Source organism: Candidatus Planktophila sp. (genome assembly GCA_030681675.1).
GTDB lineage: Bacteria > Actinomycetota > Actinomycetes > Nanopelagicales > Nanopelagicaceae > Planktophila.
The window spans coordinates 163,421-187,974 of record JAUXRP010000015.1; the positions used below are offsets into that span (position 1 = coordinate 163,421).

Consider the following 24,554-nt stretch of genomic DNA (forward strand, 5'->3'; position numbering starts at 1 on the left):
TCGTGATTGGTTATTCTATACGCGATGGGCCATAGGCAGTAGAAATAGCACAACATTTAGTGCTGTTAGTACGCAAATCAAAACTGCAAAAGGCGCAAGAGTTGCTGTACGGACTTTAGCTGCACTGTAACGACGTTTAGTGATTCGGTAGGCGGTATATAGCGAGCCCCATAACCCTAAAGCTAGGATTACAAACTGCAGAATTTGAATTGTTCCATTTCCAACAAGTGCAGCTGAACCTGATGCCTGGCTCCCAAACATTGATGCCACTGAGTAATAGATTGATTTTCCTTCTGCAAGAAGATGGAAGAGGTTATGTGCAACATGCCCGGCTATATCTAGAGGAATCAAGGCGTATCCAAAGCGCGCGAAATTTTTGACCCAGTTCTCCGTATTTCGTCGCGCTGCTATTTTCGAACTGAGCGAGAGAAGTAGAACGGGAGACATGACGCCAATAGCGAATACAGCGGTAAAGATTAATGCTGTATTAGTTATCCCAGTAAAGCTTTCAACTCTATTTAAGATTTTCTCCCAAATTTCAAGCATTGTGATGTTTTGAATGAGCACAATTCCCATAATTGCCATAGCAAGAAATGACTCTTCAATCTTTGGGTTTCGAATAAACCAAAGCTCTTTTGTAGGTGGGCGAAGCGTTAAAGTAATTGCGTCATTTGGACAGTTTTTAATGCAGTTTGCGCACAACGTGCAGTTTGCATTTGAATCCATTGTTCGAGGAAACATAAAGAGGGGACAGGCTGGTGCTTTATCCGTCCCATTAAAACAAGCGGCTTTAGATGCACAGGTTTGGCAGATGTCGGTATTTGCTCGGAGCGAGATCATACCTGTTCGCGCGTAGTTACCTGAGAGGCCACCTAGAAAGCAAAGGTAACGACAGAAGGTTCGTCGTTGAAAGAATGCCCCTGAAACAATAACCGCGAAAGTGATGAGAAGTAAGAGAATTCCTGAACCCCAAGGAGAAGCGACAATTCCAAAGACATGGTCGGCCCAAGTAATTATGATAAACATTGCATCGATGAGCCAAATTCCATATTTTTTTAGAAATACTGGAACTGGACGATTTACCCCAACTAACTTTTGTACAAAATCAGATAACGTCGCAAATGGGCAGATTGCACACCAAAACCTACCCAGAAAAAGAAAAACTATTGGTATTAGCGGCCACCACAAAACCCACATTAAGGCAGTGCCTGGATTATCGTGGGCACTACTTGGACCAGCCAGGAGTTGATATCCAATGAGACCAAATACTGCGGCTACGGGGATTTGAAATATTTTCGGGAAATATTTGCTCTTCAACATTGCTTTTACTGGAGGAATTGTTAGTAAATCAAATCCCTTTGGTTCAATTCCCTGATCCTCTATCTCTTGTGACGTCTCGATTACTTTCATAGTGATTCACCACGGCCTTTCCTCGCTTCAATTTTGTTCTTGCGCTGGTTGTTATCTCTTCGTCTGAGTATTAGCGCTCCAGAAAGAACTATTGATGTAGCAACTCCGAATGTGCCTAATGTTGCCTTTAGGGGACGATCTGCATCAGTTTCGTCAACTTGTGGGTTTGAATGATCCATTCCTGGCATTTCTGGATCCATTGCTTCCTCTGTGTGCGCATCTGCTTCCTCTGTGTGCGCATCACCTAGACCTAAATCATTAGTAGATGAAGAAATTATCTCTGTTGACCAGCTCCCTCCACTATCAGTGCTTTTGAAAACTTGCGCGTAAGGTGGTTCAGTTAAAACTCCGGTGAAGAGGGAGTTTCCATCAGAGGAGTAAGCCACAACGGCCGCCCCGTCGGGCAGCGAGATTTCACGCCACGTCTTACCCGCATCAAAAGTTGTTCCACTCTCGCCCATTCCAATAACTGTGATTTCATTTGTGTTTACTGGGTTCCAAGCGATAGCCATAGAGCCTAAAGGACCGCCTAAAGTTTCCCAGGTTGTGCCACCGTCAAGACTCTGCAAAAGACCCATCTGCATATCGGGTGCTAAAACTCGCATGGGATTCTTGGGATCGACCAACATGCTTCCCATAAATCCCTTACCAATCTGAGAATTGCGTGCCTCCCAACTACGTCCACCATCTGAGGAGGCAAAAACTCCGAACTCAGGGGTAGCTAAATAGACGTACTCTCCAGAGGCTCCAAGTGCATGAACATCGCTCAGCTCTTTATAAAAATCGGTTCTCATAAATGTATTCTCATTTGGTAGCAATGAGTACAAGCCATCGTGTCCACCGGCTAGCACCATTGATGAGCTCGTTGCCCATGCCATGATGTCGGCGTTGTTTAGCGCATTAATAGCCGTCCAACTTTTTCCGGAATCATTCGAGATTGCAGTGCTCTCGTGGCCTGAAATTATCATCTCGCTATTGTTAATCGTCAATGTGTGCAAATCACCTCCCACCAGGACGGCAGGCGCATCGGATCCATGTAATGCGCCTGTGTCTTTGGCCGTTCGGTTCAATTGGATGCTCACACCAACCACAACTATTAAACTCACAATTACGGCTGTTACTAAGGCTTTTCGCTTCATCTCTCTCCCTTTTGAGACCTGTACATCGCTTCCATGGGCTAATTCTCGCTAGCGAGCGCGTGAATTTGATGTTGTTTCTATAAAGATTTCGGAAAGTTATTGCTCAGCCTGCCACTGATTCAGCAAGTTAGACTTGGGTGATGCCCATCAAGTTCACTCCTTTTAAAGAGTTCACTTCAATTCTCAATCCCCATTCTCGCCGCATAATTCTAGGAATCTCTTTGAACGCTATAGGGGGAGGCATGACGCTTTCGCTCTTAATGGTCTATCTTCACGATATTCGGGGCTTTACAACTACTTTCGGCGGATTACTGATGGCTTGGGGTGCCTTTACGGGGATTATCGGCACAGGACCATTAGGTGCCCTAGTCGATCGAATCGGTCCAAAAAAAGTACTTATTCCGGGTCTGTTAATCGCTTCATATGCGGCGCTCTCATTTTCAGAGGTCACAACTCATAGCCAAGCAATAATTTCAATGACGCTTTTTTCTCTTGGAGGTCAATGTATTTGGCCCGCCCAAATGGTTATTTTAACGCGCGTAACACCAGAGACAGATCGCGCAAAAATATTTGGCTTTAATTTTATGTTTCTTAATTTAGGCCTTGGTATTGGAGGTCTGCTTTCATCTCTGATTATTAAAGAAAGCTCTGTTATCTCATTCCAGCTTATGTATTGGGTGGACTCACTCACTTATCTTTTGTATTTCCTAATTATTCTAGGGCTTAAGACCCCGCATGCAGGTAAATATATTGCGAAGGACCATGAACCTAAAAGTGGAAGTTATCGTGAAATATTTTCCAGAAAAGATCTGACTATCCTTACTTTTGCTGGAGTAATTCTCTTGACTTTTGGTTATGGACCACTTCAATCTGGAATTCCAATTTATGCAACCCAATATCTTGGTCTCTCACCTAAATGGCTAGGTGTAATTTTCGGCGTCAATACAATCTCAATCGTTATATTCCAACCATTTGTACTTAGAGTTCTCGAAAAATACTCAAAATACTCAGCACTTATGTCGGTTGGAATAATTTGGGCGCTCTCTTGGCTTGCCGTAGGAATCTCGCCATATGTTCCTCTCTTTGTTGGAGGAATTGCTCTATGTGTGAGTCAACTTATTTTTGCTTTCGGAGAAATGGTTCATGCGCCCACTAGTCCAGCTCTGCTTCAAGAGTTGACTCCCGAACACATTCGTGGCCGCGCCAGCGCTTTAATCTCTCTGCAATGGGGGTTATCAGGGATAGTTGGCCCTGCTATGGCTGGAATCCTCATTGGTGCCAATCTCGAGCAGCTGTGGGTCGTATTAATGGTGATCGGAGTATTGATTCCTATTCCATTCTTTGCCTATGTCAAAAAACTGCATCCAGTCACGTGAGAAACACCTGCTAGCACCCTTGGAAGCACCTAGAGTTTCAAGGGATGCTTAACCCATGAAAACAGATGAAAAACACTATTTTAAGCGTGCATACCAGTTCGTTTCTCGAAGGCTCCGAGAGTTAATTTACATCCTCTCAAGTTTCCCCATTCTCTTAGCCCTATTTCTTATCGTGACTACAGCCTTATCGACAGGAGGCTTCATTCCCCTGGCGGTACTGGTGATTTTGGTCTTGCTCACAGCGATGGAGTTTTTAGCGCGCTTTGAGGTTAAGAGAACTAACTGGCTACTAAAGAGCGGTATTGAGCCTTCACATGATTCATGGTTCAAGGAGAAATTCTTCTCGTGGGAGGGCGCTAAAGAGCGAGCAACTTCGGCACGTAGCTGGCTGGCAGTTGCCTATGTCTTTTTGGCTTTTGGTCTTTCAATTTTGGGGTTAGTTGTTGCTCTCCTAGCCCTCACTGCAGTTGCCGGTGTATTGGTCGTAGTAGGAGTGATTATTTTGAATCCAACGAGCGGAACGTTCCATCTTAACCAGGGTAGTTTTAGCGGAGATCTCAATATCAACCTTGATTCAAAGAATTTTCAAGCACACTTTTTGGGTTTTGATATACAAGAGGGACCAATCGATGGAAGTTTTAATTGGACTTACTCATCACCACTTTACCTCTTTCTTTCTATACTATTAATTGTTGCTGCAGTTGCTCTGGTCCCAGTGATTGCCAAATGGCAAAAAGAGTTAGTGGTCAGGTTTTTAAGTGCACGCTCAATAGCTGAAATCTTCTACAGTTCAGATCGACGCAGAAAGACAGCGGTCAATGTTGGATCTCAAGATCGAAACAGAATTGAGCGTGATTTACATGATGGAGTGCAAGCAAGGCTCACCATCTCAGGAATGGAAATCGATCGTGCTCGGCAGTTAGCTGAGAAAGCTGAGGATAAAGAGTTAGCAGAGACGTTAGAACGGGCGGCATTGCAGACATCACATGCCATGCAGGAGATTCGAAATCTTGTAAAGGGTTTAAGGCCAGCGTTATTGGAAAAGGGTGGTCTGGCAGCGGCTCTGAACTCTTTAGGAGCTCAGCAAAAGTTCACGGTTAGTATCAACGCCGAAATTGAACGACCTTCGGCAGAAATTGAATCTGCTCTGTATTTAATCTGTTCTGAAGCAATGACCAATGTCGGCCGCCATGCTAAAGCGAGCTCGATGTCTATAGATATTAAGAGTAATGGGAAACTTATTACGTTGGATATTGTGGACAATGGTCGAGGCGGGGCGAAAGAGTCGAATGGCACCGGACTTAAAAACATGAAAGATCGCACCGATTCTCTTGGAGGTGAGTTCATCCTCATGAGTCCAGAGGGTGGGCCTACAAAAATCAAGATTATTGTGCCATGCGAATAGTTATTGCCGAAGATGTCGCGCTTCTTCGAGAAGGAATCGTGCGTTTGCTTTTGGAACGGGGTCACGAAGTCGTAGCAGAAATCAGTGATGCTCGCGAAATACTAAAAACCGCTAAAGAACTTCACCCCGACCTCATGATTGTAGATATACGTATGCCCCCGACCCACACAGATGACGGGCTTCGTGCGGCAATAGAAGTTCGAACTAAGATATCTCCAAAGATCCCAGTCCTCATTTTGTCGCAATATATTGAATCTTTTTATGCATCACTTTTATTAGATGATGATCAATCCGGTGTCGGCTATCTTTTAAAAGACAGAGTAACAAACATCAATGAATTCATGACATCCCTTGATGAAATAGCTAATGGAGGAACCGTCCTAGATCCCGAAGTTGTGAGTTCTCTCATGCATAGTGCCAAGGACTTAGCTCTACAATCCTTGACCGTTCGAGAAAGAGAAATCCTAGCGCTTATGGCACAAGGTAAATCAAATGTAGGAATATCTACAACAATCTTTATCACTGAAGGAGCAGTTGAAAAACACATATCCAATATTTTAAGCAAACTTGGATTAATTAATGAAGAAAACAACCATCGAAGAGTATTGGCAGCGATTAGATATCTGAACCGATGATTTCGTAAAGTGAAAACTCTACTTAATCTTTTTAAGCCATTTCTGACGCTCAGTTTCGGGAAGTTTTTCGATGCTATAACGCAACATTGTTCGAGGCATTTCTACAACATGTTCGCTGAGAAAACTTCGAAGCAAAGAGGGATTTCTTTTTCCTAGCTCGCGAATCATCCACCCCGATGCTTTATGAATGAGATCATGCTCGTCTTTCAGTAGTAGTTCAGAGATTTCAAGTGTCGGAGCAAAATAACCCGCTCGAATGAAGGGGAAAGTAAATAGTATTGCCGATCGACGCTCCCACAGAGATCTACTTTTTGCCAGTTTAATTAACGTGGGTCGCGGATTTTCAATTTCCAGAAGATATTCGCCAATTGTTGGAGCGCTGACATCAACCAAATCCCAACTATTCACCCGCCCCAATTTCAACTGTTTCACGTAGAAGTTAAAAAGCTCTCTCTTCTTTTTCACTTCTTTACTTGCTTTGAATTGATTCGTAAGAATTATTAATCCACAGAGGCGGACTTCATGGAATTTTGAGGCCAATAGTTTCTCAATTTCAGACAACTCCATTGCACGGAAAGCCTTCGCGATTGATCGACTTTGAGGCACGGATAACCCTAAGAAAACATCCCCCTCTCCATATTCACCAGGTGCTGTTTTATAGAAACTCTGTAAAGCCTGAACCCTCGCGGGCTTGCCCAATGCACGCAATTCAGTAATTGCTCTACGTGCCGTAATCACCTGATTGAAATCCTCACCCACGAGCCAAGTGTATAACGGGGATATTATTAAATTTCTTTGCACGGCAATGACTATCTATACGGCAGAATTCACCTATGAGTTTGAAATTGAGAGTTGAACTGCTTGAACCAAATCAATGGCAGAGGTTACGTGAAATTCGCTTAAACTCTTTGAAGGATAGCCCAGATGCTTTTGGCGGCACTTTTAAGGTCGAAGCGCAGATGACACAGGGCGAATGGGAAGCCAAATTCAATAGCCTTGATTTTCTTATTGTCTCAATGGGTCAAAAAGATATCGCAATAATGTCGGTAGAGGTTTTAACCGGTGATCACGGCGCAACATGCTGGATTGGTGGGTGTTGGAGTGATCCTCAATATCGAGGACAAGGTGCACTGAGAGCAATGTTTGATTTCCTTGATGAGCAAGCTCTCATTAAAGACTGGACACGACAAGGTTTAGGTGTGTGGACTGATAATGACGGTGCGATTGCAGCATACAAATCGATTGGATTTAACGAAGTCGGAGAAAGGCAGGCTAGTCAACGTCAACCTGGCCGTTTTTACATTCATATGGTCAGGGATAGTGTTGCTAAGTGAGAATGTATTAAAGAATAGTCTCAGGCAGTGCCGAATTCAGCTATGAACTAATGGTGTGTTTAATATAGATAGATCCTGCATCTTCATTGGCAATAAATTTAGGTAATGGTTTCAATGCATGCCCCGCATGAGGTTGACGGGTTGCATTGCCATTGATGGCATTAAAGGCTGCGTTATGGCACGGACAAACCAGCCGACCCTGATCCGCATCAACAATGCAACCTTTATGGGTGCAAATTGCGCTAAGCACTATTACCGCACCATTAATTCGCACAACTGAGACTGGAAAACTGGCAACCAGGTCTGGCTGCACCATTACAATTTTAATCTCGCCCTCAATAATTTCATCGCTTTTAGCCACAAATGTAATCACGGTTGAAGTTTTCAATTCGCCAGCCGCTGGCTTTACAACCTTAGCACCACGCTTCCAGGTTAGTTTACCCTTTGATTTAACGCAGCTATAAATGTATCCACGAAAAATAACCTTTTGGCCAACCTTCGTACACTTGATTGTTGGCCCGACCATTGCTTGTGCGTTTTGTCCAAATACCGACAGGAGTGATGCTGACATTAGCGCCAAGATACTGCGTCGCATCAAGTTCATGATTCACACCATAGTACTTTCATGCTCTCGTTTCTACCTAAATGCCTAAGGCCAGCCCTCCTATGAGAAAGCCAACATTGACCAATGTCTGAAAAGAATCTCTGCGACTCTGTATAGGCGCTGTGCTCTTTCTGACTTGTACAAGGCTGGTGGAAGTTAGTATTGGAACTCGATCGATAAGGAGAGAAGATGGTTTCACTGTTTGAATCGATTTTCTTAGGGATGTTGCAAGGCCTCACCGAATTCTTACCGATCTCATCAAGTGCTCACCAAAGAATTGCTGGAGAGTTTTTTTCAAATGCCCAGGATCCCGGCGCGCGATTTACTGCGATCACACAAATAGGAACTGAATTAGCTGTACTTATTTTCTTTAGGAATGATATCAAAAAGATCATTGTTGCTTGGTTTCGACAAAACGTCTTTCGCGTTACACTATCTGCAGACGAAACACCACAGGCTCGTATGGGCTGGTTAATAATTATCGGTTCGCTTCCAATAGCTATTCTTGGATACGTAGGTCAAGATATTATTACAACTGAACTTCGTTCACTCTGGTTGATAGCCACTGTCTTAATCGTTTTTGGCATCGTACTTGGGTTGGCAGATCATTACGGAAAAAATAATCGTGAGCTTAAGGATTTAAATTTTTCACACGGTATTTTGTATGGTTTGGCTCAATCACTTGCTCTGATTCCAGGGGTTTCACGATCAGGTGCAACAATTGCAATGGGACGGTTCTTGGGCTACAACCGCGAAGCAGCACTTCGATACTCTTTTTTATTAGCGATACCAGCGGTTTTTGGAAGTGGCTTATATGAACTTAAAGGTGCGCTGGGCGAGGACGCTGGAACTCAGGTCTACTCACTTTCTCAAACATTTATTGCAACCAGCGTTGCTTTCGTAGTTGGTTATGCAGTTATTGCCTGGTTACTGAAATTCGTTACAACAAGGAGTTTTTTGCCATTTATAATTTACCGTGTTGTTTTGGGGTCAACTCTTTTGTTGCTCCTATCAACTGGAGTGATTAACCCATAGCTCTCTCTATGTAGAGAGCTTTAACTTCCTGGGCTCACAGTAGACATATTGAAATCTTTAATCACTAAAGGTGGAACTGCCATATTTCCCATATCGCCAGCCCATTCGCGAGGCTGAGTCCATTCAGTTGCACCTGCATGAAGTATTCGGTTGAGGGCAGAAACTGGAGAGTCATTCCAGCGGAAGTTATTGGTAGCACCAACTACTTCGCCACCTTTCACATGATAAACACCATCTCGGGTGAGTCCAGTGAGCAGTAGAGAGTTTGGATCAACCATGCGGATGTACCAGAAAGTGGTTAGCAACAGACCGTTGTCAACCTTCTTTACTAAATCCTCTAACCCGCCTGCGCCTGAATCGACGCTGATAATTGCATTCTCGCCAATAGGTGTGAAATCTAATTTTGTTAACTCCGCTGTTGCACGTGTCTGAATTAACGCCTGCAACACTCCATCTTTGAACCAATCAACGCGCTTTATCGGTTGGCCATTATCAAAGACTGAGGAAAATGGAGAGCTAACCGATGTCGCAACGAAGTTAGCCGCCGGCAGGGCTTTGTAATCGGGATCGCTAAAGAACTGGAAACCAACATTCGACAGTTTCTCCCCGACACGGGTACCGCCACCTTTTTTGGAAAATACCGATTGACCTTCATGTGCATCACGGGCTGCCGATACCCACATCATGTATATAAATAAATCAGCGACCGATCCCGAAGGAAGCACGGTGTCATAGCGACCTGCAGGTAGATCAACTCTGGTGCCCTGCCATGTTAAACGTTGACGAATTTGAGCATCGATTGAAGCCACAGAAACATCCTTAAAATCACGGGTTTCAACACCGTTCCAGGTTGAACGTGAACGTGCGTGCGATTTTCCAGTCATCTCTACTCGGCCAATTGGCGTGTCTTTGCGCAAGCGCAGTCCACCCTTTGAACCTATCCATGTAGTTTCATGAGTGTGCTCGGCATATCCAAAGAGTTCAATTGCATCGGCAACTGATCGTGAAAACATATCACCAAGTGCAGGTGCAAAAGTAGAAAAAACTTCAGGGCCAGTTGGAGTATGGGGTGTACTCCAATCACCAATGGCTACATTCGTAGCTAACGGCGCGAAGTCTTCGGCCTTACCAGAAGCTTTAGCCGCAGCAACTGCTTCAGCTAGTAACGGTGCAACATCGCCAAGGCCAACATCCGTTCGCGATACGCCACCAGAGGCCATTCCTCCCTCGGTTGCAACAAATGCAATTACGGTGACATTGCGCTCTTGTATCACTCCATTAGTTGTTAAAGTGCTACCCGCCCACCGTAAATTTGCTTGAGTTTTATCCTTAATCACAACGATGCAGTCATCACACGTGGCAGCCGATGTAATTTTTTCAATTAAATCTTGCGCAGAAATCATTTGCCAGCCTCCGCTACGGTGTTAAGAATATTTACTTTGTCGAAAATCGCCGCCGGACAGCCATGACTCACGGCAGCAACTTGTCCAGGTTGGGCCTTTCCGCAGTTGAAAGCACCGCCAAGAACGTAGGTCGATGGGCCACCAACGACTTTCATTGAGCCCCAGAAATCTGTTGTTGTCGCCTGATAAGCCACGTCTTTCAATTGGCCAACGATTTCACCATTTTTAACTCGATGGAACTGCTGACCGGTAAATTGGAAGTTATAACGCTGCATATCAATCGACCACGACTTATCACCTTTAATAATTATCCCATCCTCCATCGATGAAACCATCTCATCGTAAGTTGGTCCAGTTGGGTTAGCAGCTAATGAGACATTGGGCATTCGTTGAATAGGCACATGTGCGGGGGAGTCAGCAAAGGCACAACCGTTACTGCGATCGCGATCAACACGGGCAGCTATGCGACGATCGAGCTGGTAACCAACCAATACTCCGTCTTTTATGAGCTCCCACTTTTGTGCTGCGACGCCTTCATCATCAAAGCCAACGGTACTCAAGCCATGTGCAGTGTTGCGATCTCCAGTAACGTTCATGAGAGATGAACCGTACTTTAAAGAATTTAACTTATCTGGCGTAGCAAAAGATGTGCCTGCATAGTTGGCCTCATATCCAATTGCACGATCTAACTCAGTTGCATGACCAATCGATTCATGAATTGTTAACCAGAGATTAGAAGGATGAACCAAGATGTCATATCGACCAGCTTCAACTGAAGGCGCAACAACCTTTTCGGCCAATAAAGTTGGAAGCTCCGCAATTTCTGCATCCCAGTTCCAATGCTTATTTCCCATCCACTCCCAACCAAAGCCTGCAGGTTGAGCCAATGTACGCATAGATTCAAAACCGTGTGCACCGATTGAAATTGCTTCAATCTGAGTCTGGATGCGAACTCTCTGTTGAGTCGTACTAGTTCCGTAAGAGTCGGCATAGTGTTTCTGTTCTTTGACATACATAGAATGAGCCGATGTGTGATTTACAATCTCACTTCTTAGTAACTCATTACTCAAATGTGCAAGCCGGTCCTTTTTCTCAGAATCTGAAATTGTAAATGGATCTATCTCATAATCAGATACCCACATTTGATTGGCATAGACAGGTTCGGTTACAAGTGAAACAAATTCAGTCGACAGTGGTTTCGATGTTTTGGCCATTGCCACCGCAGTTGAAGCTAATTTTTTCGCAACTTCGACAGTTATTTCAGGTGATGATGCAAAACCCCACGCGCCATTAACAATTACCCGAACACCTAGGCCTGCAATAGTCTCATCGCTCTGCGTTTCAGGTTTTGCATCGCGTAAAGAAAGCAGGCCAGTTCGAGTACGCTCGATTCGAACATCAACATGTGAGGCGCCGGCGTCTTTGGCCGTGCTGATCGCTGCATCGGTAACCTTCGAAAGTGGAAGGGCTAAGAAATCTGCATCTACGGTTTTATTCACCCTAGAACCCTAAGCCCCCTAGGGCGATTGTGAGCGTATTTCTAGCAAGTAACTTTTGAATTCTCGACAAATTTGAGGTGAATAAGTGGCAAGAGTGGGGCAAATGTGACACAGGGAATAGTTGAGCCTACGAACGTGATTGAGGTAATACAAGCGTTAGGGGTACCCCTCAGGATTCCTTACTTTACAAATAGCCAGACTGAAAGGATTCGCATGTAAGCAAACGGTATGACTTCAGGGAGAGATGGGGATTTACAATGAAATCAACACAAAAATCGAAATTCGCAAGGATTTTGGTTGCACTGATGGCGCTAACAGCAATTACAGTTGTTACACCCACTGCAAATGCTGCCACAAAAACAATCACATGCTACAAAGGAAAGATTGTAAAGAAAGTTACTGCAGTCAAACCAAAGTGCCCTAAAGGATTTACAATTAAAAAACCAGTTGTAAAGCCAACAGTCAAGCCAACAGTCAAGCCAACTTCAACCGCACCTACTACTGTAGAAACCATTGCATTCTCAGGAACATACAGTGGAAAGATTAGTCTTCTCTGGGGAGATAGTTTCGTACAAGCCACTTCCGTGGATGGTACAGGAACTGGAAATGTTCTAGGACTTACTGATCTGGCGGGAACTGGATCATCTGCCCCAGCAAATCAGTGCGATAATTTCAATGGTTCTGGCACATTAAGTGGTGGCGGAAATACTTTGAAGGTCACATTTGATTCATCGGCTAAAGCATGTGCTGAAGATGCAGATGCACCCACCACTATCACTTTTACAGGCAATGCAATTATTAACGGCGGTACAGGTAAATATGCCGGCGCGACAGGAACACTAAAAGTTACTGGTGGTTCATTTAGCATCAAATCAACAACAGCTGGCGCTAAGGAGATCAATGCCTTTAAGTTCACAATTGCAGGAAATATTGTCACCAAATAATTTTTATAACCCACGCGAAATAAACGATAGAAGGAGCAAGCAATGAATAAAAAGATCTCATCCGCGGTCATTGGTGCAGTTGCACTACTTGGCAGCGTATTCGTCGGAGGCTCAACTGCTTATGCAGCGGTTACCCCAACACTTGTACTTGCTGAAAGAGCTGCGGTTGTTGATATGGGGCCAGTGTTCATCACAGCAACAGCCAGCACCGCAGGAAATGTTAAGTTCTCAGAGGCTGGACTAGTCATTAAAGGTTGTGAAGCAGTGGCTACCACCACGGTATCGCCATTTATTGCAAAATGTTCGTGGACTCCGACAAAAGGCGGGCCAACGGTTCTTTCTGGAACTCTTACGCCAACCGATGCAGTTAATTTCACAGTAGTGGATGCTCAACTCATCGCCAAGGTGGGTGTTCCAGGCCAAGGAGTTGTATCTCCAATTCATATTTATGTGGATACTGTCCTAGCTAGCGGTACTTCAGGCCCACTTGCACCACGTTTTGGAATAAGTTGCGCCATCACTAATGAGTATTTAGTTGGACAGACAATTGTTTTCCGTATCTATGCTAATAATGCCGACCAAGGTGGTGAGCCGATGACTACCAATAACACTGCTAAGGCATATATTGAAATCGCTGGAGTAAAAGATCCACTTCCGCTTTCCTATGGAAACCACGCTGGAATTGCATTCTGGGTTGCAGTTTTAAAAACTGGTGCTGCACCTCTCTACAACACTCTTGGAGTTATCAATTACAAGGTGACAATGATTGCTAAAGATCAGAACTCAATGAAGGTTCTATCTACAAAGCTAGTTCCTAAAAAAGTTGATGGCAAACGCGTAATTGGCGATGATGGTCGTACCGTCTATGAGCGCGTCAGCTACTACCGCACAAGGCTGGTTTCACCTGCACTAAAAGGTGCAACAGCAACCTATGTTCCAAACTGGACTGCTGCTTCACTTCTAACACTATTTGCACTACCAAAAGCTTAAGAAATCAATCGGAGAGAGGAACTAGAAATGAAAATACAGATTAAATCCCGCAGAAGTGGGTCTGTGATTGCATGTGCAATCGCAGTCGCAGCACTGGCGGCAACGACAATCTCACCAGCAAATGCGGCCGATACTAATCCAGTTACGCCAATAAATTTAGTTGCACCTTCTGGGTTACCTGGAATTCCGGCTCTACCATTTACTGGCGTTAAGTCAGATGTCTTTACTACACCTTCGACGATGATCAACTTAGATGTTGTTCCAAGTCAGGGAGTTATCGGAACTCCGATAACAATTACAGGTAAAGGTCTACCGGTAAACACAACGTTGCCTCTAACATGGTCAACGCTCGATGGCACATGGGTAGCCGATATCCAGCCTAATAGCGTTAACTATCTTGGAACCAAATACACTAAGTACAACGTGAACATTGCATCTGTTACGACCGATTCAACTGGAGCTTTCGTCTATAAGACTAAAGTCCCATCTGATTTCGGCGGAGTACACGATATTTATGCTGTCCAGAGCGGTGTTGCAGTCGCACACGGTGGCTTCCAAACCACTCGTGAGTTGAAGATTTCACCAAAAAGCGGTCCAATCGGCACACCAATCACGATCACTTACACAGGTATGGGCGCAAGCCTTTACACCGCAGGAGCGGCAGTTCACTGGGATAGTTCTTATGCCGGTGAAGTTCAAGCTCTCTGGACTCGGGGCACGGGTAAGGTAGTTATTAGAGCGGCAGGACCAGTCGGAAAACACTTTATAGATGTTAAGGATGCAATCACTTTTGCATACTTAAATATCTTGCAGTCGCCAGTTCCATATGCAAATGGTGGTCGCGCAATGTTTAAAGTTACAGCTGATAAGGGTCCAGGTAAACCCTACATCTCTTGGCCTGCAGTTGTAGAACCAACGGTTGAACTTCGTACAACGCTTTCAAACGTTGGCTTAAATCCAAATACAAAAGCTGTTGCCAAATTGTCAAAGAACAGTGGCCCAGTACTTACAAAGACAACGTTCAGCGCAACAGGGCTTACTTCAACTGGAACTCACCAACTAGTGTGGGCCTCTGTTGTCGGTAACCGTGTGAACTGCACCGGCACTTGCTGGGTTTATAACTCCATCCCACTTGCAACCGTGAACGTTACTGGAAGTTCTATGAGCAGCGACATTACAATCCCAGATAATTTAGGTGGATGGCATGTAATCCAATTAAAGCAGGGCGACGTTATCGAGGCACAAGCTGCGTTCTATGTAAAGCACAGCATCATGCCCTTCTATAACAAGGCCGGCAAAGTAATTGGAATGGGACTTGCCAAAGCTGATAACTCAGGTTCAGTAGAAGCATTTGCTAAAGGTGGCGCTGGAGCTCCTTCAACCACCTTCAAGGCAGGCGAAGAAATAACAATCAGCATCAAAGGTGTTGGTTGGACTCAACTAGATAACACAATGGCTGTCACATATGACAATAGCTACGTGGGCTATGGTTGCGGATTTAACTCAAATGGATACATGGTCATTCACATAACGGCAACAGGTGCACCAGGTACTCACATAATTGATTTACATCCAATCCTTTATACACAACAGCCATCATTTGCTAATACTCCATATGGAATGGTCCCGATTTTGTCGGCCGACCGTGACTTTGCTGGATTAGCACTTGGATATACAGTTCCAACTATTCGCTTCGCAATTACTGTAACTAAGTAAGAGAAAGTTAAGAGGCTAAAGCCTCACCTCTCGGATCTCGAGGGGGGAGGCTTTAGTTTTTAGTAATCGAGCCGCCCAAACTGGAAGCCACCAATTCCAGCGTCCTAGTAAGAGCATTGTGCTGGGTAGAAGAAGGCCTCGAATAATCGTTGCATCAATGAGAACTCCAACACCAAGACCAATACCGAGTTGCTGCAAGCCTGCGAAATGACCCATAACAAAACCACTCATTGCAGCAACAAAAATAATCGCCGCCGCGCTCACCACACCTCCGGTCTGTACCATGCCCTCCACAATTGCATCGTTATTTGTTGCTCCTCGCTCTCGTGCTTCGCGCATTCGGGAGACAAGAAAGAGTTCGTAGTCCATCGATAAACCAAAGAGAACTGCACTCAAAAAGATAAGTGCCCAAACTTCAATCTGATCGAGCCTATACGTTTGCAGAATTGACGATGCAAATCCAAAGCGAAAGACCGCCACTAAGGCAGCAAAAGCGACGGCAATCGAAATCAAGTCCAGAGCGATTGCTTTAATCGGTAATATTAAAGAACGTAAAGCACGAGTTAATAAGATGTACGTCAAAAGTAGTGCAAGCACAATAATCCAAGGTATTGAGTCAAGAACTGCCCTGATTAAATCAACGCCTTGAGCGGGTGCTCCACCCAAATAGGAAGTGGATTGAGGAGAAAATCCTGCTGCCTCTAAATCAATTGTGCGAAGAGTGTTGACTAATTCATCGCTCTCGGGCAGACCGAGGGCGTGTTGGCCGACTACGAAAATTCTAAGGTACCGTCCAGTGTCATCAATAAAAGGAGCTTTATTGTCAGTTGCAACAATAAAGATTTCGGAGTTTTTAGTTAACATTCTTGCTAACTTCATGCGAGCCGTAATTACAGTCGGTAAATTTGCTTGCCCTTCGGCGCCAAGATCAATGACAAGCTCATGAGGAGTGATGACACCAGGACCGGCGCGATTAGTGATTAACGACAATGCTTGTGAGGATTCAAGATTGGTTGGAATCGCCGTTAACGAACTAGGGGTAATTGCGAGCCAAAAGATGGAGGATGCCATTATTGCTAGTGTTAGCAGCGAACCGAAAAAGACACTCTTAGGTTTTTTAACTGCAAAACCTGCAATCTTTGCCCATGAACCGGATAAAACATCCCTGCGACCGATGAGACCATGGAAACCTGCAGTTGAAACCGCTTTTCTGCCGAGAAGAGAAAGTAGTGCAGGTGCCAAGGTGATGGCCGCCAGCATCGATGTCATAGGAACAATTAAACCGGCAGCTCCAAGTGAGCGAACAAAGGGAACAGGAACTAGAAGCAAAGTTGCCAAGGCGATGCACACGATTGTTCCTGAAATTAAAACCGTACGGCCTGCCGTTGCCATTGTGGCAAGAATTGCATTATCTACAGAGCCTTCAGAACCTTTGCGTAACTCGCGACGAAATCTATGAAGTAGAAGTAGTGAGTAATCGATTGCAAGTCCAAGACCAATAAGTTCTACGATATTTGGAATATACAAAACCATGAGCATCTGCTGTGCTAACAGATATACCAAGGCCATTGCCAGAGAGATCGATGCCATCGCAAAAATAATCGGAATAATCGCAGCTATCGAAAACCCAAGCATGAGAAGGAGAAGTAATAGTGCCACTGCGATAGCGACAAATCGGCCACGATGTAAATCACTTGCAAGTACTGGTGAGACATCATGGTTGATCGCTGGGGGACCAGTTACCAGTACACCGTGCAATCCCGCATTTTCTATGGCGGCGCGAAGGCCTTCAGTTTGAGCGGCGGCATTTAGCAGCGAGTATGGAGTGGTGATGCTCGCAATGAGAATCCCACTCATTGCTCGCTGTTGAACCACCTCTGCCCCGGCAATTTCCGCAGTGGCTTTTTCGATGGAGGATTTGTACCCCTCTATCTCATCTGGGGTGGAGGTTTTGAACTTATACAACGCTGTAAATGTGCCTTGGATGTTCTCGTTAAAATGAGCTGTAAGAATCTCATCGGCTTGAGCTGATTGACTACCCGGAACTTCAAGAGATGTAGTCAAGTGCTGATCAATATTGGCGCTAGCAAATGCACCAGCAGCCGATAGTGCAATCCACACAGCGATGATGATTAAGCGGTGGCGGATTACGACCCGAACCCATAACCCCATCATGGGCACGAGTCTAATGATTTGTGGATTTACTGCTACGCACTTACTCTTATCCAGTTAAAGGGGAGTACCTCGCTACAGCTACCTCGTCAATACGGTGTAAAAACCCGGGGCGCTGGCCGATCATTCGGTTAGGGAGACCTTGACCATGTACTACTCATGGCAATCAAGGGAGTTTTAATGCAAGTTTCACTAACAGTATGGGTTGTCACAGTTTCTTTGGTGGCGCTATTAATCAGCATAGATTTGTTTACGGCCAGTAGAAAACCACATGATGTGAAGTTCAAAGAGGCGATTTTGTGGACGCTGTTTTATGTAGGTATTTCAATTGGATTTGGAATCTGGGTCTTTAGCTCATATGGCTCCAAATACGGAACCGAGTTCTTTGCCGCCTACTTAGTTGAATACTCACTCTCAATTGATAACCTATTTATATTCGTCATCATTTTGGCTCAGTTTGCCGTGCCAAGTATCTTCCAGCAGAGAGTCCTACTTATAGGTGTAATTCTCGCCTTAATTTTACGCGCGATTTTTATAGCAATTGGAGCTGCAGCGATAGCTGCATTCTCATTCACTTTCGTAATCTTCGGAGCCATTCTTATCTGGACCGGAATAGGTCTATTCAAGCACTGGGATGAGGATCCGAATCCAAATGATAATTTTTTGGTTCGCAAACTTCGATCATCTATTGCCATGGTCGATGAGTTCCACGGATCTAAGCTCTTTATTAAGTTTGATGGCAAACGATTTGCGACCCCTATGTTCTTAGTCATTATTGCTATCGCCTCAACTGACTTGCTCTTTGCCCTCGATTCGATTCCAGCGACTTTTGGTGTCACCTCAGAGACCTTTTTAGTCTTTTCCGCTAACGCATTCGCACTTCTTGGCCTTCGCGCCCTTTACTTTCTACTCAAAGGCTTGCTTGATAAGTTGGTATACCTATCCCTGGGGTTGTCAATAATTTTGATGTTCATTGGCGTCAAGTTAATCCTGACTTTCGCCCACGAGGAGTTCGCTCAAATTCCTAAGATTCCAACGGTTCTTAGCCTCGGTGTAATTGCGTCAATTCTGGCCGTTGCAACAATTGCGAGCATCATCAAGAGTAAATCCGATCCAACGGCACATGCTCATGCGGGTCGAATCACCGCTCAAGACGAGAAAACCGGCAAATAAAGGCGGGAATTGCATGAATTTATGGTCAAAGTAGCGTGGTTTAGCCACGTTACCAAGCCATTGCTGGCAGGATTACCCGTATTAACACCAAACAAGTACTGGAGAATTAACAATGAATAAAAAAGAGATCGTTGCAAAGTTAGCTGCAGATTCAAAGCAGAGCGAGAGCGCAGTTTTATCAATGCTGGAGGCCCTTGAAGCCCTTGCTATCTCAATGCTCCAGCGCAAGGAGAAGCTGGTAATTCCAGGCTTTATCTCAATTGAGGCGGTAGCTCGCGCGGCACGCTCAGGCCGTAACCCACAGACAGGTGCAGTTCTACAGATCCCTGCCCGCACTGGCGTCAAGGTAAGTGCCGGCACGAAGCTTAAGAAGGCCGTTGCTCAATAATTATTTATAAAAAAGGCAGAGGTGAGTTTCTCACCTCTGCCTTTTTTTATTCAATTTTTCTATGGATAGAGACCTCGCAGATGGTGCGCCTCGGCCACTCGAGCTACACCTAACATATGCGCAGCCTCGCGCCAAGTCACTTTTCGACCAGTAGCCATTTCTTCAACCTCACTAAAGGCTTTCATCAGAATACGGTTGAGATTTGTCTTAACCTCATCGGCATCCCAGGCATAGTTCTGCTTATCTTGTACCCACTCAAAGTAGGAAACAATCACACCCCCTGAGTTCGCCAAAATATCGGGAACTACAAGTATTCCCTTGTCATTTAATATCGCATCACCTTCAGGAGATGTTGGAGCATTTGCACCCTCCACGACAATCTTGGCCTTGATGCCACGGGCGGTATACCCAGTGATTGAATCTGAGAGCGCGGCGGGAATGAGAACATCTACATCTAAGTGAAGGAGTTCTTCGTTGCTGAGGCGATCGGTGCCCGGTGCATCTAGATTTTTGTGCACTAAGAAATGTGACCATAGCGCAGTCGCGTTTTCAAAGCCAATAACTGCGCCATTCACATCACTTACCGCAACAACTTTTAGCCCCATATTTTCAAGTGCTATGGCGGCCCAGTAGCCGACCTTTCCGAAGCCTTGAATCGCAACAGTTGCACCAATTGGATTAATCCCTCTCATCCGCAGCGCTTCCCGCGTTGAGATTGCAACACCATCGCCTGTTGCTGAGTTTCGACCAAGTGAACCACCTAAAACGATTGGCTTACCTGTAACAACTCCTGGGACCGAGAAGCCTGCATTAACTGAGTAGGTATCCATCATCCAGGCCATGTTACGTTCATCGGTTCCAACATCGGGTGCTGGAATGTCGCGCTCTGGTCCTATGATTGGCAAAATCTCTGATGTATATCGACGAGTTAAGCGCTCATTTTCGCGATCCGATAAAGTAGAAGCATCGACAGCTATTCCGCCTTTAGCACCACCGAATGGCAGGTTAGTGAGCGCGCATTTCCATGTCATTAACATGGCAAGGGCGATAGTTTCTTCGAGATCGATCTGTGGGTGAAAACGAACTCCACCCTTAGAAGGTCCTCTTGTGGTTGAGTATTGGACTCGGTATCCCTTATACATTTCGACTTTGTCATTATCTCGTCGTAAGGGAACGGCTACTTCTAAAATTCGCCGTGGGGTTGAAAGTGTTTGCCAATCATTTTCTGAAAGGCCTAATTGATCAACTGCAGTGCGTAATTGCGTGCGCGCAGTTTCGAAAGCTGACTCCGTTGTCATGAGATGAATCTATGTGAAATCAGTGAAAAACACCAACATCAGATTGTTGGTTTTACAAAAACAGGCCTATCTAAAAGTGATACCTTTACGAGAGCGCCTGCACTCAACCCAGCGGCATCAGAACTAGGAAGTTGCGCAGTAACACGTGTTCCATCATTTAAGGTAATACTTAAGCGGCATGATGCACCGAGGAAACTAGCTGAAAAAACCGTTGCATTTCCTGACTCGCTTGCAACAACTTCAATATTTTCTGGACGCACAAGTGCAATACCTTGACCAATTGTGATTGACCCTTTGAGAGTCTTAACAGTTGAGTCAAGTAATTCAATTGCGCCTTTTGAGACGACACCGGAGATTGGATTTGTGAGCCCAACGAATTCAGCTACAAATGCAGTGCCAGGGCGGTCATACAGCTCGTCCGGCGCTGCAATCTGTTCAAGTTGGCCATTTCTCATTACACCTACCCGGTCGGCGATCCCCAGTGCCTCTTCTTGGTCATGGGTTACAAACAGCGTAGTGGTGCCAAGTTCTAATTGAATTCTGCGAATCTCTTCGCGCAATTGTGTGCGAACTTTTGCATCAAGGGCTGAAAGCGGTTCGTCAAGAAGCAATACCTTTGGAGAAATTGCAAGCGCGCGGGCTAGAGCGATTCGTTGTTGCTGGCCCCCCGAAAGTTGATGTGGGTAATGATTGGCATGGGAAGATAAACCCACAAGTTCCAATAGTTCAGATGAACGTGCTTTGCGTTTATCTTTTGATGTCCTGTGAGCTTTAAGCTTCAATCCATATTCAACATTATCTCGCGCGGTCATGTGAGGAAAAAGTGAGTAAGCCTGGAAAACCATTCCCATCCCACGTTTGTTAGCGCTTTGGAAAGTTACATCTTTGCCGTCGACAATCATTAGACCGCGGTCAAGCTCTTGTAATCCCGCCAAAGCACGTAATGCAGTTGTCTTACCGCAACCCGAAGGACCAAGAAGTGCTACAAGTTCGCCCTCAGCAATATCAAGGCTCAACCCATCGAGTGCTTTAACTTTGCCAAAATGCTTTGCAAGGTTATTCAATTGTACATAGGGTGATGAGCTCAATGTATTAATCCTTTCGTATCATTTTACATCAACATCAAGGACTGTACCAAGACGTTTTTTGTTTGGGATGAGTAAGAGCAAGAACAGAACAAAGAGAAGTGATGCAAGGGATACCGCAACAGCAACATTTCCATTTGCTCTTCCAATTTGAGCGATTACAACTTGGAAAGTCTTATAGTTGAGAATATTAGAAATTGTGTACTCTCCAAGCACTAATGCGATCGCTATGAAAGAGCCATTGATAATTCCAGTCTTAATGGTTGGCATTATTATCCCAAAAATGACTCTTCCGATTGATGCACCGAGCGTTCTTGCCGCCTCAGCTAAAGTGTGAATATCTACCGCATCTAAAGCGGCCGAGAGTGATCGATATGTATACGGCAAAATTAACATCGAATAGACTCCAGAAAGAGTTATTGGAGATTCAGTCAAATTTATTGAAATCCAGCGATACAAAGGTGCGATTCCCACAACAATTACAATGGCTGGAATTGCAAGAGGCAAGAGACACAAGAGTTCAAAAGGGCGCCGAAGAAGAGGAAGTTTTAAATGCACCCAAATTGCCGTCGGTACTATGAGAAAGAGAATAAGAGCCATTACAATCAATGCAGTTAACAAAGAGCGAGTGATTGCAATTGCTAAATCAGGTTGTGATGGAATGATTCTCCAGGAATCTAAGTTCCTAGATTTCCCACCTAAGCCAAATTGTTTGGTCGAAAAATCAAACATCGCGTAGAGCGGCATTAAAAGGTAAAAAGAGACTACTGCAATAATTGAAATGCGCCAGATCCGAACCCCAATAGATTTTTTCATCGACTCTGCTCCCACTTACTTACTTTGCGCCGTAGTAGTGCGTAGCAACTCATAGCAATAATCACCACAATGACCATGTAAGCCGACAGGGATTTCGCCTCCGCAGGATTTGCACCACCAACTTCACTAGTTAAAGCTGTTGCAATCGCTAGAGGAGTTAAAAAATCTGAGAGATTGATAAGTGTGGCCGCAGTGGCATAAGCAGAGAAGGAGTTAACAAAGAGTAAAAGTCCCGCTCCAGCAAATGATGGCGTCAAAATAGGAATACCCACACGTAGCCAGTACTCATAAGTTTTTCCACCCAATGCATCGGATGCCTCACGCCATTGAGTTTTCATGTTCTCTAAAGTTGGTAAAAAGACGAGAACCATAAGCGGGATCTGAAAAAACGTATAGAGCACAGCGATGCCCGCTTTTCCATAAAGCCAGGATGACTCCGCTAAAAAACTACCTGGAGCAAACTTAATGGCGAATGTTGATACCAGACCGTTGAAGCCAAAAGTTGCTAAAAATGCGAACGTAAGCATCACTCCACCAAATTGTGCAAGTACTGAGCTTAAAGCAACTGAGAAGCGATAAAAAAAACCCCCCTGTTTGCCCGAGACCATCGCCCATGCAAATAACCCACCTAGTATCGAACCAGCAATGGCTGTTTGAGCAGAGATCTCAAGTGAATTCCTAAATCCAGCTCGGGCAGATGAAGAGTTAAAAACCTCTACGAGAACTCTTGTTCCAAATTTTCCAGACTCATCTTGGAAAGCGCCAGAGATGACATTCCATGTTGGATAGATAAGGAAAAGACCTGAGAAAAGTATAAAAGGAAGGACGCCAAGGTAAGCAGACTTGCTGCGCCAATACCTAGAACTGGTCCTACCAACGGTAGGACCAGTTCCTTGGATAGGTATCTGAGTCAATTGTTTAACTCGCGATCGCTTTAGTTAGCCTCCAACTGCGGCAGGCCAAGCGGTTTTGAGATAAACACGTGCTGCAGCAGCCTGTGCAGCTGTTGGTGCCTCTGCACTAACTTTGCTTCTGCCGATTGAGGCAATTCCATCAGCCGGGGCACGTCGAGTCTTTACAAGCCACACCCAGAGCGTTGGTGTTGCTCCACCGATTGCAAAGACTCTTGCACCAGTTTCACCAAGTGTGTACTCCAACCAGAGACGGGCACAGGCTGGATGTGGAGCCCAAGCAGAGACTGCACTGTTGTATGTCGATCCAACTGATGCAGGAGTGAACATTTTCCATACCTGACCAGCCGCTGCGAACTGCTTGACAACTCCAGCTTGAACATAACCATTGTCGATTACAACTGGTGTTTGACCTGAGGCGATTGTTGAGGCAGTTGGATTCACATTAATGAAGTTTCCAGCATCCTTTAACTTCTTAAAAAAGGCGACTCCCTTAGAGACATCGTCAAAAGTTCCACCGACTGCTTTGTTAACCATGAAGACTCCGTTAAGGCCAGTACTAGAACCTAGTGGATCTCCATTAAGTGCGACTTTACCTTTGAACTTTGGATCAAGAAGATCTTCGATCTTGGTGATCGTTCCTAGCGCCCCGCTGTAACCAATTGTCAGAGTCCCAGTGTAATTAGGAGTAAATTCACCCGTAGGTGATGTAGTTGCGGCATTTAACAAGTAGTTCCATGTCTTTACCTTGTATGGCGCAAAAGTACCGGTACCTGCGTACTTAACGGCAATTGCTAAGCCGATGTCAAAAACATCTGGAGAGCGATTTGTACCTTTAAGTTGAATCGCAGAATCAATCTCCTCTTGAGAAGAACCTTCTGGGTTAGCTTCATCAATCTTTACTCCATAAGTCTTTTTAAAACCATCAATCATTTCCCCGTAGTTTGCCCAATAGTGTGGAAGTGCGATGACATTTAGTTGGCCCTCTTTTTGGCAAGCGGCAATTAAAGCTGCCATACCACCACCGGCAGAGGCGTTTTTGATTTTACTGTAATCACGTCCGGCTGCCGATGCAGTTGAAATACTTAGTACAGGGATTGAAATTGCAACTGCGAGTGCAACTGCAAGAGATCCGCTTGTAAACTTTGAAAACTTCACTCAGTTCCTCCTATAAATGTAAGGGGTTTTTGTTAGCTCATTTATCTTTCTCTCTTGCAATAC

The 24,554-nt window shown here is 44.9% G+C and carries 22 protein-coding genes; 10 read left to right on the forward strand and 12 right to left on the reverse strand.

Annotated features, from left to right (window positions below; genetic code table 11):
* Nucleotides 1-15: 15 nt before the first annotated feature.
* The gene (locus Q8K48_04410) at nt 16-1,410 is read right to left on the reverse strand and encodes a 4Fe-4S binding protein (protein MDP1851640.1); all 1,395 of its coding nucleotides are present in this window, start codon (nt 1,408-1,410) and stop codon (nt 16-18) included.
* Complete coding sequence (locus Q8K48_04415; GenBank protein MDP1851641.1) at nt 1,407-2,549, reverse strand: hypothetical protein; 1,143 nt, start codon at nt 2,547-2,549, stop codon at nt 1,407-1,409. The genes Q8K48_04410 and Q8K48_04415 overlap by 4 nt, the downstream gene beginning before the upstream one ends.
* A 140-nt stretch (nt 2,550-2,689) precedes the next feature.
* Between Q8K48_04415 and Q8K48_04420 the strand changes: the two genes are divergently transcribed.
* The 3 genes from Q8K48_04420 to Q8K48_04430 are packed head-to-tail and all read left to right on the forward strand — an operon-like array spanning nt 2,690 to nt 5,965.
* Nucleotides 2,690-3,925 carry an MFS transporter gene (locus tag Q8K48_04420; GenBank protein MDP1851642.1) on the forward strand — a complete coding sequence of 412 codons (1,236 nt, stop codon included), beginning with the start codon at nt 2,690-2,692 and terminating at the stop codon, nt 3,923-3,925.
* Between the two features lie 55 nt (nt 3,926-3,980).
* Nucleotides 3,981-5,330 carry a sensor histidine kinase gene (locus Q8K48_04425; GenBank protein ID MDP1851643.1) on the forward strand — a complete coding sequence of 450 codons (1,350 nt, stop codon included), beginning with the start codon at nt 3,981-3,983 and terminating at the stop codon, nt 5,328-5,330.
* Nucleotides 5,321-5,965, forward strand: coding sequence for a response regulator transcription factor (locus tag Q8K48_04430; GenBank protein MDP1851644.1), 645 nt, complete (start codon nt 5,321-5,323; stop codon nt 5,963-5,965). Before Q8K48_04425 ends, Q8K48_04430 begins: the two co-directional genes overlap by 10 nt.
* A gap of 18 nt (nt 5,966-5,983) precedes the next feature.
* Here Q8K48_04430 and Q8K48_04435 read toward each other — a convergent pair whose 3' ends face one another.
* Entirely contained in the window at nt 5,984-6,724 is a 741-nt protein-coding gene (locus Q8K48_04435; GenBank protein MDP1851645.1) for a DNA alkylation repair protein, read from the reverse strand.
* Between the two features lie 74 nt (nt 6,725-6,798).
* Between Q8K48_04435 and Q8K48_04440 the strand changes: the two genes are divergently transcribed.
* The gene (locus Q8K48_04440) at nt 6,799-7,299 is read left to right on the forward strand and encodes a GNAT family N-acetyltransferase (GenBank protein MDP1851646.1); all 501 of its coding nucleotides are present in this window, start codon (nt 6,799-6,801) and stop codon (nt 7,297-7,299) included.
* Nucleotides 7,300-7,339: 40 nt separating this feature from the next.
* Here the strand turns inward: Q8K48_04440 and Q8K48_04445 are convergent, their stop codons facing one another.
* Nucleotides 7,340-7,870, reverse strand: a complete 531-nt coding sequence (locus tag Q8K48_04445) for a Rieske (2Fe-2S) protein (protein ID MDP1851647.1) — start codon at nt 7,868-7,870, stop codon at nt 7,340-7,342.
* A 222-nt stretch (nt 7,871-8,092) separates the two neighbouring features.
* Between Q8K48_04445 and Q8K48_04450 the strand changes: the two genes are divergently transcribed.
* Nucleotides 8,093-8,938 (forward strand): undecaprenyl-diphosphate phosphatase, encoded by an 846-nt coding sequence (locus Q8K48_04450; GenBank protein ID MDP1851648.1) that lies wholly within the window; start codon nt 8,093-8,095, stop codon nt 8,936-8,938.
* Between the two features lie 20 nt (nt 8,939-8,958).
* On the opposite strand, the gene Q8K48_04455 is transcribed toward Q8K48_04450, so the two are convergent.
* Both Q8K48_04455 and Q8K48_04460 read right to left on the reverse strand, forming a co-directional pair.
* A complete protein-coding gene (locus Q8K48_04455) occupies nt 8,959-10,341 on the reverse strand; it encodes a metallopeptidase TldD-related protein (GenBank protein MDP1851649.1) in 1,383 nt (460 codons plus the stop codon).
* Nucleotides 10,338-11,840, reverse strand: a complete 1,503-nt coding sequence (locus Q8K48_04460) for a TldD/PmbA family protein (GenBank protein MDP1851650.1) — start codon at nt 11,838-11,840, stop codon at nt 10,338-10,340. The genes Q8K48_04455 and Q8K48_04460 overlap by 4 nt, the downstream gene beginning before the upstream one ends.
* Nucleotides 11,841-12,097: 257 nt before the next feature.
* Here Q8K48_04460 and Q8K48_04465 point away from each other — a divergent pair, with 257 nt between their 5' ends.
* The 3 genes from Q8K48_04465 to Q8K48_04475 are packed head-to-tail and all read left to right on the forward strand — an operon-like array spanning nt 12,098 to nt 15,490.
* A complete protein-coding gene (locus Q8K48_04465; GenBank protein MDP1851651.1) occupies nt 12,098-12,784 on the forward strand; it encodes a hypothetical protein in 687 nt (228 codons plus the stop codon).
* A 42-nt stretch (nt 12,785-12,826) separates the two neighbouring features.
* Nucleotides 12,827-13,774, forward strand: a complete 948-nt coding sequence (locus tag Q8K48_04470) for a hypothetical protein (GenBank protein ID MDP1851652.1) — start codon at nt 12,827-12,829, stop codon at nt 13,772-13,774.
* Between the two features lie 27 nt (nt 13,775-13,801).
* Nucleotides 13,802-15,490: a hypothetical protein gene (locus tag Q8K48_04475; GenBank protein ID MDP1851653.1), complete on the forward strand. Its 1,689-nt coding sequence runs from the start codon at nt 13,802-13,804 to the stop codon at nt 15,488-15,490.
* Between the two features lie 15 nt (nt 15,491-15,505).
* On the opposite strand, the gene Q8K48_04480 is transcribed toward Q8K48_04475, so the two are convergent.
* On the reverse strand, nt 15,506-17,665 hold the full coding sequence (locus Q8K48_04480) for an MMPL family transporter (GenBank protein MDP1851654.1): 2,160 nt from the start codon (nt 17,663-17,665) through the stop codon (nt 15,506-15,508).
* A 177-nt stretch (nt 17,666-17,842) separates the two neighbouring features.
* On the opposite strand from Q8K48_04480, the gene Q8K48_04485 reads away from it, so the two are divergent.
* Nucleotides 17,843-18,835, forward strand: coding sequence for a TerC/Alx family metal homeostasis membrane protein (locus tag Q8K48_04485; protein ID MDP1851655.1), 993 nt, complete (start codon nt 17,843-17,845; stop codon nt 18,833-18,835).
* Nucleotides 18,836-18,947: 112 nt separating this feature from the next.
* Nucleotides 18,948-19,223, forward strand: a complete 276-nt coding sequence (locus tag Q8K48_04490; protein MDP1851656.1) for an HU family DNA-binding protein — start codon at nt 18,948-18,950, stop codon at nt 19,221-19,223.
* A 59-nt stretch (nt 19,224-19,282) separates the two neighbouring features.
* Here the strand turns inward: Q8K48_04490 and Q8K48_04495 are convergent, their stop codons facing one another.
* Genes Q8K48_04495 through Q8K48_04515 form a run of 5 tightly spaced genes read right to left on the reverse strand, consistent with a single transcriptional unit; the run spans nt 19,283 to nt 24,491 of the window.
* Nucleotides 19,283-20,521, reverse strand: coding sequence for a Glu/Leu/Phe/Val dehydrogenase (locus Q8K48_04495; protein MDP1851657.1), 1,239 nt, complete (start codon nt 20,519-20,521; stop codon nt 19,283-19,285).
* Between the two features lie 38 nt (nt 20,522-20,559).
* Complete coding sequence (locus tag Q8K48_04500) at nt 20,560-21,609, reverse strand: ABC transporter ATP-binding protein (protein MDP1851658.1); 1,050 nt, start codon at nt 21,607-21,609, stop codon at nt 20,560-20,562.
* 18 nt (nt 21,610-21,627) lie between these two features.
* Nucleotides 21,628-22,422, reverse strand: coding sequence for an ABC transporter permease subunit (locus Q8K48_04505; GenBank protein ID MDP1851659.1), 795 nt, complete (start codon nt 22,420-22,422; stop codon nt 21,628-21,630).
* The gene (locus Q8K48_04510; protein MDP1851660.1) at nt 22,419-23,336 is read right to left on the reverse strand and encodes an ABC transporter permease subunit; all 918 of its coding nucleotides are present in this window, start codon (nt 23,334-23,336) and stop codon (nt 22,419-22,421) included. The genes Q8K48_04505 and Q8K48_04510 overlap by 4 nt, the downstream gene beginning before the upstream one ends.
* A 24-nt stretch (nt 23,337-23,360) precedes the next feature.
* Nucleotides 23,361-24,491, reverse strand: coding sequence for an ABC transporter substrate-binding protein (locus Q8K48_04515; GenBank protein ID MDP1851661.1), 1,131 nt, complete (start codon nt 24,489-24,491; stop codon nt 23,361-23,363).
* Nucleotides 24,492-24,554 lie beyond the last annotated feature (63 nt).

Coding starts and splice junctions, on each gene's coding strand:
- Q8K48_04455 (MDP1851649.1), bottom strand. CDS start 10,341: ATGATTTCTGCGCAAGATTTAATTGAAAAAATTACATCGGCTGCCACG.
- Q8K48_04470 (MDP1851652.1), top strand. CDS start 12,827: ATGAATAAAAAGATCTCATCCGCGGTCATTGGTGCAGTTGCACTACTT.
- Q8K48_04420 (MDP1851642.1), top strand. CDS start 2,690: ATGCCCATCAAGTTCACTCCTTTTAAAGAGTTCACTTCAATTCTCAAT.
- Q8K48_04440 (MDP1851646.1), top strand. CDS start 6,799: ATGAGTTTGAAATTGAGAGTTGAACTGCTTGAACCAAATCAATGGCAG.
- Q8K48_04490 (MDP1851656.1), top strand. CDS start 18,948: ATGAATAAAAAAGAGATCGTTGCAAAGTTAGCTGCAGATTCAAAGCAG.
- Q8K48_04505 (MDP1851659.1), bottom strand. CDS start 22,422: ATGAAAAAATCTATTGGGGTTCGGATCTGGCGCATTTCAATTATTGCA.
- Q8K48_04475 (MDP1851653.1), top strand. CDS start 13,802: ATGAAAATACAGATTAAATCCCGCAGAAGTGGGTCTGTGATTGCATGT.
- Q8K48_04495 (MDP1851657.1), bottom strand. CDS start 20,521: ATGACAACGGAGTCAGCTTTCGAAACTGCGCGCACGCAATTACGCACT.
- Q8K48_04450 (MDP1851648.1), top strand. CDS start 8,093: ATGGTTTCACTGTTTGAATCGATTTTCTTAGGGATGTTGCAAGGCCTC.
- Q8K48_04465 (MDP1851651.1), top strand. CDS start 12,098: ATGAAATCAACACAAAAATCGAAATTCGCAAGGATTTTGGTTGCACTG.
- Q8K48_04445 (MDP1851647.1), bottom strand. CDS start 7,870: ATGTCAGCATCACTCCTGTCGGTATTTGGACAAAACGCACAAGCAATG.
- Q8K48_04480 (MDP1851654.1), bottom strand. CDS start 17,665: ATGATGGGGTTATGGGTTCGGGTCGTAATCCGCCACCGCTTAATCATC.
- Q8K48_04425 (MDP1851643.1), top strand. CDS start 3,981: ATGAAAACAGATGAAAAACACTATTTTAAGCGTGCATACCAGTTCGTT.
- Q8K48_04410 (MDP1851640.1), bottom strand. CDS start 1,410: ATGAAAGTAATCGAGACGTCACAAGAGATAGAGGATCAGGGAATTGAA.
- Q8K48_04415 (MDP1851641.1), bottom strand. CDS start 2,549: ATGAAGCGAAAAGCCTTAGTAACAGCCGTAATTGTGAGTTTAATAGTT.
- Q8K48_04485 (MDP1851655.1), top strand. CDS start 17,843: ATGCAAGTTTCACTAACAGTATGGGTTGTCACAGTTTCTTTGGTGGCG.
- Q8K48_04430 (MDP1851644.1), top strand. CDS start 5,321: ATGCGAATAGTTATTGCCGAAGATGTCGCGCTTCTTCGAGAAGGAATC.